Source organism: Pseudomonas sp. NPDC087803 (genome assembly GCF_044742995.1).
GTDB lineage: Bacteria > Pseudomonadota > Gammaproteobacteria > Pseudomonadales > Pseudomonadaceae > Aquipseudomonas.
This window is the reverse complement of record NZ_JBIUVO010000012.1, coordinates 22,073-33,877: the sequence shown is the minus strand read 5'-3', so window position 1 is coordinate 33,877 and position 11,805 is coordinate 22,073. Positions and strand designations below refer to the sequence as shown.

Annotated in this window: 9 protein-coding genes and 1 pseudogene; 2 read left to right on the top strand and 8 right to left on the bottom strand. The window is 62.1% G+C overall.

From position 1 onward, the window contains the following. Both ACIOUG_RS10095 and ACIOUG_RS10090 read left to right on the top strand, forming a co-directional pair. Positions 1–796, top strand: a pseudogene (locus ACIOUG_RS10095) (cation:dicarboxylate symporter family transporter); the annotation flags it as partial. 186 nt (positions 797–982) lie between these two features. Beyond that, positions 983–2,212 (top strand): nucleoside recognition domain-containing protein, encoded by a 1,230-nt coding sequence (locus tag ACIOUG_RS10090; protein WP_401064886.1) that lies wholly within the window; start codon positions 983–985, stop codon positions 2,210–2,212. 121 nt (positions 2,213–2,333) lie between these two features. On the opposite strand, the gene ACIOUG_RS10085 is transcribed toward ACIOUG_RS10090, so the two are convergent. From ACIOUG_RS10085 to ACIOUG_RS10050, 8 genes are all read right to left on the bottom strand, one after another. Then, on the bottom strand, positions 2,334–2,960 hold the full coding sequence (locus tag ACIOUG_RS10085; protein ID WP_401064884.1) for an ABC-type transport auxiliary lipoprotein family protein: 627 nt from the start codon (positions 2,958–2,960) through the stop codon (positions 2,334–2,336). Next, entirely contained in the window at positions 2,957–3,895 is a 939-nt protein-coding gene (locus ACIOUG_RS10080; RefSeq protein WP_401064881.1) for an MlaD family protein, read from the bottom strand. The genes ACIOUG_RS10085 and ACIOUG_RS10080 overlap by 4 nt, the downstream gene beginning before the upstream one ends. A gap of 1 nt (position 3,896) precedes the next feature. Further along, a complete protein-coding gene (locus tag ACIOUG_RS10075; RefSeq protein WP_103483976.1) occupies positions 3,897–4,700 on the bottom strand; it encodes an ABC transporter ATP-binding protein in 804 nt (267 codons plus the stop codon). Next, the gene (locus tag ACIOUG_RS10070; RefSeq protein ID WP_338800433.1) at positions 4,697–5,845 is read right to left on the bottom strand and encodes an ABC transporter permease; all 1,149 of its coding nucleotides are present in this window, start codon (positions 5,843–5,845) and stop codon (positions 4,697–4,699) included. The genes ACIOUG_RS10075 and ACIOUG_RS10070 overlap by 4 nt, the downstream gene beginning before the upstream one ends. Positions 5,846–5,900: 55 nt before the next feature. Next, a complete protein-coding gene (locus tag ACIOUG_RS10065) occupies positions 5,901–6,929 on the bottom strand; it encodes a DUF5924 family protein (protein ID WP_401064878.1) in 1,029 nt (342 codons plus the stop codon). Positions 6,930–7,120: 191 nt separating this feature from the next. Continuing rightward, entirely contained in the window at positions 7,121–8,509 is a 1,389-nt protein-coding gene (locus ACIOUG_RS10060) for a M16 family metallopeptidase (protein WP_401064876.1), read from the bottom strand. A gap of 177 nt (positions 8,510–8,686) precedes the next feature. Next, the gene (locus ACIOUG_RS10055) at positions 8,687–10,345 is read right to left on the bottom strand and encodes a Na/Pi cotransporter family protein (RefSeq protein WP_401064873.1); all 1,659 of its coding nucleotides are present in this window, start codon (positions 10,343–10,345) and stop codon (positions 8,687–8,689) included. A gap of 629 nt (positions 10,346–10,974) precedes the next feature. After that, on the bottom strand, positions 10,975–11,742 hold the full coding sequence (locus ACIOUG_RS10050; protein WP_401064870.1) for a TerC family protein: 768 nt from the start codon (positions 11,740–11,742) through the stop codon (positions 10,975–10,977). Positions 11,743–11,805: the final 63 nt, after the last annotated feature.

Here is an 11,805-nt window from a genome sequence, read left to right as displayed (position 1 = left end):
CCTGCGCGAGCCGCTGGTGAAGATGTTCCAGGGCGTCTCGGAAAGCATGTTCAAAGTCACCCACATGATCATGAACTATGCGCCGATCGGCGTGTTCGCCCTGATCGCGGTGACCGTGGCCAACTTCGGCTTCGCCTCGCTGCTGCCGCTGGCCAAACTGGTGATCCTGGTTTACGTCGCCATCGCTTTCTTCGCCTTTGTGGTGCTGGGCCTGATCGCCAAGCTGTTCGGCTTCTCGGTGATCAAGCTGATGCGCATCTTCAAGGATGAGCTGGTCCTGGCTTACTCCACCGCCTCCTCGGAAACCGTGCTGCCACGCGTCATCGAGAAGATGGAAGCCTACGGCGCACCGAAAGCCATCTGCTCCTTCGTGGTACCGACCGGCTACTCGTTCAACCTCGACGGTTCGACCCTGTACCAGTCCATCGCCGCGATCTTCATTGCCCAGTTGTACGGCATCGATCTGTCGATCAGCCAGCAACTGCTGCTGGTGCTGACGTTGATGGTCACCTCCAAAGGCATCGCCGGCGTACCGGGCGTGTCCTTCGTGGTGCTGCTGGCGACCCTGGGCAGCGTCGGTATCCCGCTGGAAGGCCTGGCGTTCATCGCTGGTGTCGACCGCATCATGGACATGGCGCGTACCGCACTGAACGTGATCGGCAACGCCCTGGCAGTGCTGGTTATCGCACGTTGGGAAGGCATGTACGACGACGCCAAGGGCCAGCGCTACTGGAACTCGCTGCCGCACTGGCGCAGCAAGGAAAAGCTGCCCACTGGTGAAATCACCAAGAATTGATAGCTGAACCTCTGTAGGAGCTGCCGCAGGCTGCGATCTTTTGATCTTGCTTTTAAAGATCGCAGTCTTCGGCAGCTCCTACAGGTGATTGAGGCCAGCCGTACCGACAAACCCCGGAGCAATCCGGGGTTTGTCGTTTCTGGCGACCCCGCTATCATTCGCCGCATCTTCCGGGGGATTTGACTGATGCTTAATGGCCTGTGGCTTGGCTTCTTCGTCGTGGCAGCAATATCTGCGCTGGTGCAGTGGCTGGTCGGTGGCAACGCCGGGATTTTCGCGGCGATGGTGGAAAGCATTTTCGCCATGGCCAAACTCTCGGTCGAGGTCATGGTGCTGCTGTTCGGCACGCTGACCCTGTGGCTGGGCTTTCTGCGCATCGCCGAGAAGGCCGGGATCGTCGAATGGCTGGCCAAGGTCCTTGGGCCGTTGTTTCTGCGCCTTATGCCGGAAGTCCCGGCGGGGCACCCGGCCCTGGGCCTGATCACCTTGAACTTCGCCGCCAACGGCCTGGGCCTGGACAACGCCGCCACACCGATCGGCCTCAAGGCGATGAAGGCGCTGCAAGAGCTCAATCCCAGCTCGACCATCGCCAGCAACGCGCAGATCCTGTTCCTGGTGCTCAACGCCTCGTCGCTGACCCTGCTGCCAGTGACGATCTTCATGTACCGCGCCCAACAAGGCGCGCCGGACCCGACCCTGGTGTTTCTGCCGATTCTGTTGGCGACCAGTTGCTCGACCATCGTCGGTTTTCTCTCGGTGGCGTTCATGCAGCGCCTGCGCATCTGGGACCCAGTGGTGCTGGCCTATCTGATTCCCGGCGCACTGATCCTCGGCGGCTTCATGGCACTGCTGGCGACGATGTCGGCCACGGCGCTGGCCGGGCTGTCGTCGATCCTTGGCAACCTGACGCTGTTCGGCCTGATCATGCTGTTCCTGCTGATCGGCGCGTTACGCAAGGTCAAGGTCTACGAAGCATTCGTCGAGGGCGCGAAGGAGGGCTTCGACGTCGCCAAGAACTTGCTGCCGTATCTGGTGGCGATGCTCTGCGCGATTGGCGTGCTGCGTGCTTCCGGAGCGCTGGACTTCGGTCTGGACGGCATTCGGCATCTGGTGCAGTGGGCCGGTTGGGATACGCGTTTTGTCGATGCGTTGCCGACGGCGATGGTCAAACCGTTTTCCGGCAGCGCCGCACGGGCAATGCTGATCGAGACCATGAAGACTTCGGGCGTCGACAGCTTCCCGGCGCTGGTCGCGGCGACGATTCAGGGCAGTACCGAGACCACCTTCTATGTGCTGGCAGTGTATTTCGGCGCGGTGGGGATTCAGCGCGCGCGGCATGCCGTTGGATGCGCGCTGCTGGCAGAACTGGCCGGCGTGATCGGCGCGATTGGCGTCTGCTACTGGTTCTTCGGTTAACCACAAATCCCCATTGTGGGAGCGGGCTTGCTCGCGAAAGCGGTGGGTCAGTCGACCTGTATATTGACTGACACACCGCTTTCGCGAGCAAGCCCGCTCCCACAGGGGTTATGCACAAGGTTTAAGGTCTGGGTTGTTGGGTGAATTGCTGGCCTTGCTGAACAGCCCAAGCAACAACCTTGACCGTCAGCCGATCACTGGCCTGTCCTAACCCCGCGACCACCGCCGGCACCTGCACATCGTTCAACGGCTGACGCTCTTCAAAGCGGCGGCTGGCGAGGATCTTCTGGTCATAGCCGCGCACCAGCAACGCATCAACCCGCACCACGACACTGGCCTGATTGCCCTGATACTCGGTCTGAAACGCCTGCAAACTGCCGCCCAACTCCAGATCCGCAGCGAAGTTACTGTCATCGGTACTGAGCAGCGTCACCCGCCCATCCCGGACAAAGCCATCCAGCAGCCGATTACGCACCAGCACTGGCGCCGGGTCGCTCCAGCGCGAAGCCTTGTAGCTGCTGATTACGTCACCCTGTGGAATCACCGCAATGTTCGGCCGGTTCAGCGCTTCGCTGGCCTGCAACTTGTTCAGCCGCAGCGACCAATGCTGTGGCGCCGCTGAGCTGGCCGAGGCGGGCGCTTGCGCGGCGGGCAGGCGATAGACGTCCGAAGGCTCGGCCTTGGGCAGGATCGAGCACGCCGAGAGCAGGGAGAAACTGGCGAGGAGGGCGAAGTGAGTCAGCTTCATGGGGTGAATTCCTTGTTCTTGTCACTGCCCAGCAGGTAGCCGCTGGGGTTGGCCTCAAGGCGTTGGGAAATGCCGCGCAGCGAGGTCAGAGTTTCGCGCAGTTCGCGGATCGCCGGCGCCAGGCCATTGAGGCCCTGCAGGCCGTTGTCGAGCGAGTTCTGGTTCTTGCTGAGCAAGCCGTTGATAGTGGCGCTGCTTTGCTCCAGCGACTTCATCGCCTGCTCGGCACTGCCCAGCGCCTGCTTGCCCTGATCGTTGAGCAGGCCGTTGGCGTTGCGCATCAGCGCCGAGGTCTGCTCAAGCATGCTGCCGGCCTGCTTGCCGACGCTCGCCAGTTGCTGCATGGCCTGACGCAAGTCGCCGCGCTGATCGTTGATCGAACCGGTGGTCTGCTCCAGATGCGCCAGGGTGTTGCTGACGCGCTCGACGTTCTCCGGGGAAAACATCTGGTTGGCATTGTTCAGCAGGGCGGTGATGCCGCTCATCAAGTCGTTGCTGTCGTTGAGCAGCCGCGAGATAGGCGAGGGCGCCGCGACGATGGTCGGCAGTTCGCCGTCATGCCCGCGCAGTTTCGGGCTCTCCGGGGTGCCGCCGCTGAGCTGGATGATCGAAGTGCCGGTGATCCCGGCCAGTGCCAGTTTGGCCTGGGTGTCTTCCTTGACCGGGGTGTCCCCACCCAGACGAATCCGCGCCAGCACCCGGCGTGGGTCTTTCGGGTCGAGACGCAGGCTGACCACGTCACCGACCTTGATCCCGCTGTACTGCACCGGGCTGCCCTTGGACAGGCCGCTGACCGCCTCGTTGAAGACCACTTCGTAATCCTTGAACTCGGAATCGACGCTGGACTTGGCCAGCCACAGGCCGAAGAGCAGGGCGCCTGCCACGACAATCACTGAGAACAGGCCGATCAACACATGATGGGCTCGGGTTTCCATGTCAGACCTCGTTAAGCAATTTGGCGGCGTCCAGCGCCGAGCGGCCGCGCGGGCCGTGGAAATATTCGTGAATCCATGCGTCGTTGGTTTCCGAAACCACGTCGATCGGGCCGGCCACCAGCACTTTCTTCTGCGCCAGCACCGCCACGCGATCAGTGATGGTGTAGAGCGTGTCGAGGTCGTGGGTCACCAGAAACACGCTCAGGCCCAGCGCATCGCGCAGGGTCAGGATCAGTTGATCGAACGCTGCCGCGCCAATCGGGTCGAGGCCGGCGGTGGGTTCGTCGAGAAACAGGATGTCCGGATCCAGCGCCAAGGCCCGCGCCAGCGCAGCGCGCTTGATCATCCCGCCGGACAGCGAGGCCGGATATTTGTCCGCCGCCGACAGCGGCAGCCCGGCCAGCGCCAGCTTCACCGCCGCCAGATGCTCGGCGTCGTTACGGCTCAATCCGGCGTGTTCGATCAGCGGCAGGGCGACGTTCTCGGTCACCGTCAGCGAGGAGAACAGCGCGCCTTTCTGGAACAGCACGCCGAAGCGCCGCTCGACCAGCGAACGCTCATGCTCGGACAGGCTCGGCAGATTCTGACCGAACACCTTCACGTTGCCTTCGCTGGGCCGGCGCAGGCCGACAATGCTGCGCAGCAGCACCGATTTACCGCTGCCGGAACCGCCAACCACGGCGAGGATTTCGCCTTTGTACAAATCCAGATCAAGGTTCTCGTGCACGCTCTGGCTGCCAAAGCGATTGCACAGGCCACGGACTTCGATCACCGCCTCCGAGGGCGCGCGGGGTAGACGACTCACCAGCCCATCTCCATGAAGAACAGCGCAGCCACCGCATCGAGCACGATCACCACGAAAATCGACTGCACCACGGCAGACGTGGTGTGCGCGCCGACCGATTCGGCGCTGCCGCTGACCTTGAAGCCTTCCAGGCAACCGATCGTGGCGATCAGGAAGGCAAAGATCGGCGCCTTCACCAAGCCGACCAGAAAGTGCTGAATGCCGATGTCGCTTTGCAGCAGCGAGAGGAACATCGCCGGCGAAATCCCCAGCGACACCGCGCACACCACACCGCCACCAATGATCCCGCAGAGCATCGCCAGAAAGGTCAGCATCGGCAGCGCCACCAGCATCGCCAGCACGCGCGGCACCACCAGCAGCTCCATCGGGTCGAGGCCGAGGGTGCGGATCGCGTCGATCTCTTCATTGGCCTTCATCGAACCGATCTGCGCGGTGAACGCACTGGCGGTTCGACCGGCCATCAGGATCGCCGTGAGCAGCACGCCGAACTCACGCAGGAAGGAGAAGCCCACCAGATCCACGGTAAAGATCGTCGCGCCGAAACTGGCGAGCACCGTGGCGCCGAGAAACGCCACCACCGCGCCCACGAGAAAAGTCAGCAGGGCCACAATCGGCGCGGCGTCGAGGCCGGTCTGTTCGATGTGGGCGACGACGGGGGTGATGCGCCAGCGCTTCGGCCGCAACAGATTGCGGGCGATGGTTTCGAGGATCAGACCGATGAAACCCAGTACTTGCAGGGTGTCCTGCCAGACCGTTTCCACGGCGCGCCCGATGCGGGTCAGCAGTTGCACGCTGACGCTGACTTCCGGCTCCTTGATCGGCACGCAGAAGTCGGTCAGCGAGCGATACACCGTTTGCAGCAGCGCGCGGTCAGCCTGGGAAATCGTGCAGTCGGGGTGTTCGGCGGATCTGCCGAGCCGTTCGGAACCGAGCAGTTCTACCAGCAGGGATGCGCCCGCGGTGTCGAGGGCGCCGAGGCTGTTGAGGTCGACCACGGTATTGGCGTCGTACTGGCCGTGGAGTTTTTCGGTCAGGTGCTTGAGGTCGGCGTAATGGGCAAGCGTCCAGTCCCCGGAAACCCGCAGACGGGCAGGGCTGATCGAGGTGTCCAGCTGGGCATTACCGCTCATTGAGCTGCTGATCATAAGCTCCGTGCTTGTTCGGCTAAATACGCTGGCATACGTAATAACACGAACCGGATTACTTTTCTTTGATCGCTGTGCTGTCGGTCACTTCGAAACGCAGCACGCCGATCACCTGACCGTCCTCGGTCAGCACCCGCACCTGCCACTTGCCCGCCGGGTTGCCGGGGAAGTTCTGCTTGTGCGTCCACGCCCGGTAGCCTTCCTTGCGCCCGCCGTGGATGTCGAGGGCGATGCGGTCGACTTCTTTGCCGTTGAACTGCCACACATGGTAGATCCGCTCATCCAGCCCGCGCGGCGCATTGATCGCGGTGTAGGCGTAGAGACCGCCGTTGCGGATCTGCTCGGCGCTGACCTGTTCGAGGCTGTCGCCCGGGGTGCGATCCTGCAACTGAGTGCTGATCGCCACGTCGGTCATCCACAGCGTCGCCGGCGGCACCCACGAGCGCAGGGTCCAGCCGACCGCGCCGATGCCGAAGGTGATGCACAGAATGGCCAACGCGTTGCGCACCGTGCGGATCGGGAAGATCGACGCCAGACTCGGGAACGACAACACCACCGCCGTGCCCAGCGCCCATTTGAAACTCTGCGCGGTGGTCAGGTGCATGATCACCGGCAGCGCAGTGAGCAGGGCGGCGAACAGGGTCAGGGTGTGCAGCGCGAGAAACGCCCAGCGCCGTGGCGCCAGCCATTTGTAGTAGAGCGGGTCGACAATCGAGATCAACGCGGCGATGCACAGCAACCCGGTGAAGATCAGTTGGCCGCTGTTCCAGGTGGTGGTGATGAAGAAGAACGGCAGGACGAAAAACAGGCTTTCCTGGTGGATCATCTGCGTTGCGTAACGCAGCAGCGGCTGGGGGATTTCCCGCTTGAAGATGCGCGTGAACAGGCCAGTGAGGGTGTTTTCCAGCATCAGCCAGATCCAGCTGAGCAGCATGATGATGGTGATCCAGCTCGCCAGCCCCTGCTGGCGGTCGACCAGAATGAAACTGCCGACCCCGGAGATGAAACCGCCAAGCGCAATGACCCCGGGATAGCGCTTCATCAGCTCGAGAATGCGCTGGATCAGGAGGGGGATTTTCGGCATGTGGGCGGTTCACGACTGAATAGGAAAAAACCTCGACAGAGTACCGTCCGCCGGGCGACGTGGCGAGGCTCGCGGTCAGTAAAATCACCACAGATCCCTGTGGGAGCGGGCTTGCTCGCGAAGGCGGTGTGTCATTCAGCAATGATGTCGACTGGCACGGCCCCTTCGCGAGCAAGCCCACTCCCACAGGTTCAGTGTTTGACTGGCTTACGGTGATGCAAGCGCCAACCCACCAGGATGAGTAGGACGACGCCCAGACCACCGGCAATCAGCCACAACACCTCATCATCACTGAGCAACGGCTTCTCGATCCGCAGATACCCCGGTTGCAACAGCAGCTCGCGCATGGCCTTGTTCGCCGTTTCCAGGGTCACGCCCTGCAGCTCGCGGGCCGGGTTGGCGAAGCGCCCGTCCTCGTAGTCGCCCAGCGCGCTCCAGTAATAGTCGGCCATGGCGCTGTTGCCTTGCACGGCCCAGGCCTGATGGGCGATGGCGGCCTGTTTGATCCGGGCGAAGGTGTCAGGGTCGAGACCGTGTTTCAGCAGATCGGCCTTGAGGTCTTCCAGCACCTGGCGGGCTTCGTCGAGGTCATCGCGATCCACATCAGCGTTTAGGCTCATGAACCCGACCCCGCCAAACACTTCACGCTCGGCCCACGGCCCGTAGGACAAGCCGTGGTTCAGACGGATCTGCCGGTACAGCGCCCAGTCGAGGTAGTCCTTGAGGATGTCGAAGGTCTCGCCGTACTGATCGTCGAGCATCGGCTCCGGCACCAGCCAGTGCAACTTGGCGCTGTCGCCGATGAAGCCGCGGGTGAGGGTGCGCTCATGGGCGGCGCTGGTGCGGATGTCCGGCAGCTCACGGTGCTCCGCCGGGTCCACCGCTTCGAGCGCGCCCCAGGTGCGTTCCAGATAGGCCGGCAGCAGTTTGTCGAGCTCGCCGACGACGATCAGGGTCATGTTGTTCGGCGCGTACCAGGTCTTGCGCACCTGCTCCAGTTGCGCCTGGGTCAGATGGCCGACTTCGGCGCGTTGCGGGCACTTCAGGCCCAGTTCCACCGCCAGTTGATTGCTCGCGGTGTGGCCCAGATCCTGGCGGTCAAGAAAGCGTTGCAGGCGCGTGTAATGGCCGCCGTCCTCACGCTCGACCACGCGTTTGGCGGCGTTGATCGCGTTGTCGTCGATGCGGGTCTGGGTCAACAGGTCGAGCAGCAGGTCGAGGACCTTGCGCTGGTTCTTCGCCGGGGCTTCGATGACGAACGTGGTGTCGGCGTTGCTGGTGAACGCATTCCACTCGCCGCCCAGCGCCTGCATGCGCTCCTCGAGACCGCCTTCGCCAGTGGCGTCGACGCCGCTGAACAGCAGATGCTCGAGCAGGTGCGGCAGCTCTTTTTCATCGCAATCGAAATCGTCGAGACCGACGCCCACCACCAGACGAATCGCCACATGCCCGCGCTCGGTGCCAGGCTTGAGCAGCAGCTGCAAACCGTTGGGCAGCGCGTAGCCTTCGACCTGAAAGCGATCAACGGCGAAGGCGGGCAGGGAACCGAGCAACAGACAGGCGAACAACAGGCAACGCATAACAGGCTTCCATACGGCTGATTTGGAGATCCGTGTCGTCAGTCAGGGCCCCATCGCTGGCAAGCCAGCTCCCACAAGGATTGGTGACATTCACAAAACCCTGTGGGAGCTGGCTTGCCAGCGAAGACGTCCTTGAGGCTGAACTCTGAGTTACTGACTGACCCCAGCCCCAGACGTTCAAGGCGAATGCGTAATGTCGGCAATATCATCCGCTTCCAGCGCCCCGGTATCTGCTGTTTCCAGCACCACATAAGCACTGCTGCAAAACAGCGAATTCAAGCGTTTCATATCCGCAATCAACTCCAGATGCAGGGAGCTGGTTTCCAGACTCTGCACGATCTTACGTTGCAAACGGCTGACATGCGCATGGGCCAAACGGCGTTCCTGTGCGCGGAAACGACGTTTCTCGCGTAGCAGTTGCCGAGCACTTTCCTTGTCGCCGCTGAGGAACACCGACAGGCCCAGGCGCAGGTTGGCGATCAGTTGCTGATGCAACCCGGCCAGCTCTTCCAGACCGTCCTCGGAGAACGAGCGACGTTGCGAAGTCTTCTGCTGCTGCACCTTGCGCAGCATGCGTTCGATCAGGTCGCTGGCCAGTTTCAGATTGATCGCCAACTCGATGGTCTCCGCCCAGCGCCGGCTGTCCTGCTCGCCAAGGTCCTCGCGGGGCATTTGCGCCAGATACAGCTTGATCGCGCTGTACAGCGCTTCGACGTCATCGGTCAGGCGGCGCATTTCCTGGGTGATGGCGGTCTGCTTGCCGCGCAGCACATCGAGCATCGCGTCGAGCATGTTGTCGATCAGGTCGCCCATGCGCAGGGTTTCGCGGGCGGCATTGGCCAGCGCCAGGCTCGGGGTGACCAGCGCCGTTGCATCGAGATGACGCGGCTTGGCGGTGCCGTTGACCTCCGCACGCTCCGGCAGCAGCCAGGCGCACAGGCGTGCCATCGGCGTTACGCTGGGCAGCAGGATCAGGCAGCGTGCGGTGTTGTAGAGCAGGTGGAAGCCGATGACCATTTCCTGCGGGCTGAAATCCAGGCCGTCCATCCAGTGCACCAGCGGATCGAGCACCGGAATGATCAGCAGCAGGCCGATCAGCTTGTACAACAGACTGCCCAGCGCCACTTGCCGCCCGGCGGCGTTCTGCATGCTGGTGCTCATGAACGCCAGCACGCCGCTGCCGATGTTGGCGCCGATCACCAGACCGATCGCCACCGGCAGGCTGATCACGCTGGCGCCAGCGAGCGTTGCGGTCAGCAGCACGGCAGCGAGGCTGGAATAGGAAATCATCGCGAACAACGCGCCGACCAGAGCGTCGAGGAGGAGGTCGCCGGTCAGCGAAGCGAAGATCACCTTCACTCCTTGGGCGTGGGTGATCGGCGCGGCGGCCTCGACGATCAGTTGCAGGGCGAGAATGATCAGCCCCAGACCGATGCTGACCCGGCCCATCTGCCCGAGCCGCGTCTGTTTGCGCGACAGAAAGAAAATCACCCCGAGGAAAATCAGCAGCGGCGACAGCCACGACAGGTCGAACGTCAGCACCCGCGCCATCAGCGCCGTACCGACGTCGGCGCCAAGCATGGTCGCCAGCGCCGGGGTCAACGCCATCAGGCCCTGGCCGACGAAGGAGGTCACGAGCATGGCCGTGGCGTTGCTGCTCTGCACCATCGCGGTCACGACGATGCCGGCGACGAACGCGAGCCAGCGTTTGGACATGTTCTGGCCGATCACATGGCGCAGATTGGTGCCGTACACCCGCAGGATGCCGGTCCGGACGATGTGCGTGCCCCAGATCAGCAGGGCCACGGCAGAAAGCAAATTGAGCAGGGTGAGCATGCAGACCCCCTGTAATGGCAGCGCCCCAGAGGGGCAAGTTGACGGTACCGCGCGGTTTCTACGTTTTTGATACTTAAGCTGTAGTTGGCTAACGGACTGGGCGCCAGCATTGCACAGCTAAAGTGCGGATTGAAACAAAAGTGTCATGAAAACAGGTTCATCCACTCCATCTGAAATCAACGCGGTCCCCTGTAGGAGTGAGCCTGCTCGCGATAGGGCCATCAACTTCAACATCGTTGCTGACTGACGGAACGGCGATCGCGAGCAGGCTCACTCCTACAGGTATTACGGCTGCCCCAGATTCTTCAGTACCCCTGAACAATTGTGGGAGCGAGCCTGCTCGCGAAAGCGCCGGGTCAGCCAACATTGTTGTCGACTGACACTCCGTCTTCGCGAGCAAGCCCGCTCCCACAGGTTTTTGTGTCAGATCTGGAGGGGATTAAACGCAGCGAACGGGTGGTCAACCGGGTGCTGCACAGCCTGTCCCCCTGCCGGAATGCAGAAACAATTGTGGGAGCGGGCTTGCTCGCGAAAGCGCTGGGTCAGCCGACATTGTTGTCGACTGACACTCCGTCTTCGCGAGCAGGCTCGCTCCCACAAGGGGTGTTGCGTGTTGCTGGACTACCGGGTTACTGCCCCGGCACGTCCTTGCGCAGTTTCACCGGATCTTGCTGCTGTTTCTTCCTGGCCATCGCGCCGCGCAGTTTGATGTTGATCGCTTCCACCGCCAGCGAGAACGCCATGGCGAAGTAGACGTAGCCTTTCGGCACATGCACGTCGAACGATTCGGCGATCAGTACGGTACCGACCACCAACAGGAACGACAGCGCCAGCATCTTCAGCGACGGGTGCTTGTCGATGAACTCGCTGATCTTGCCCGAGGCCGCCATCATCACCAGTACCGCGACGACAATCGCCGCGACCATCACCGGCACATGGGAAACCATGCCGACAGCGGTGATCACCGAGTCCAGCGAGAACACGATGTCGATGATCGCGATCTGGATGATCGTGTAGAGGAAGTTGCCGCCCTTGCCCGAAGGCTCGTCGCCACTTTCGTCTTCGCCTTCCAGCGCGTGGTACATCTCTTGCGAGCTCTTCCACAGCAGGAACATGCCACCGAAGAACAGGATCAGGTCACGCCCGGAAATGCCCTGGCCGAACACCACGAACAGGTCGGCGGTGAGGCGCATGACCCAGGTGATCGACAGCAGCAACAGGATCCGCGTGATCATCGCCAGGCCCAGGCCGAAGATCCGCGTGCGCTGCTGCATGTGCTTGGGCATGCGGCTGACCAGGATCGAAATCATGATGATGTTATCGATGCCCAGAACGATTTCCAGGGCGGTCAGGGTAAAGAAGGCAACCCAGATTTCGGGGTTGGTCAGCCAATCCATGTGTATTCCTTTGAGCGAGTGTTAAACCATGACGCCAGCAAGCAGCTGGCGTCATGGTGAGTG

What these genes read in the sequence shown, in the direction of transcription:
- ACIOUG_RS10090 (WP_401064886.1), top strand. Translation starts at nt 983, where the DNA reads ATGCTTAATGGCCTGTGGCTTGGCTTCTTCGTCGTGGCAGCAATATCT.
- ACIOUG_RS10085 (WP_401064884.1), bottom strand. Translation starts at nt 2,960, where the DNA reads ATGAAGCTGACTCACTTCGCCCTCCTCGCCAGTTTCTCCCTGCTCTCG.
- ACIOUG_RS10080 (WP_401064881.1), bottom strand. Translation starts at nt 3,895, where the DNA reads ATGGAAACCCGAGCCCATCATGTGTTGATCGGCCTGTTCTCAGTGATT.
- ACIOUG_RS10070 (WP_338800433.1), bottom strand. Translation starts at nt 5,845, where the DNA reads ATGATCAGCAGCTCAATGAGCGGTAATGCCCAGCTGGACACCTCGATC.
- ACIOUG_RS10065 (WP_401064878.1), bottom strand. Translation starts at nt 6,929, where the DNA reads ATGCCGAAAATCCCCCTCCTGATCCAGCGCATTCTCGAGCTGATGAAG.
- ACIOUG_RS10060 (WP_401064876.1), bottom strand. Translation starts at nt 8,509, where the DNA reads ATGCGTTGCCTGTTGTTCGCCTGTCTGTTGCTCGGTTCCCTGCCCGCC.
- ACIOUG_RS10055 (WP_401064873.1), bottom strand. Translation starts at nt 10,345, where the DNA reads ATGCTCACCCTGCTCAATTTGCTTTCTGCCGTGGCCCTGCTGATCTGG.
- ACIOUG_RS10050 (WP_401064870.1), bottom strand. Translation starts at nt 11,742, where the DNA reads ATGGATTGGCTGACCAACCCCGAAATCTGGGTTGCCTTCTTTACCCTG.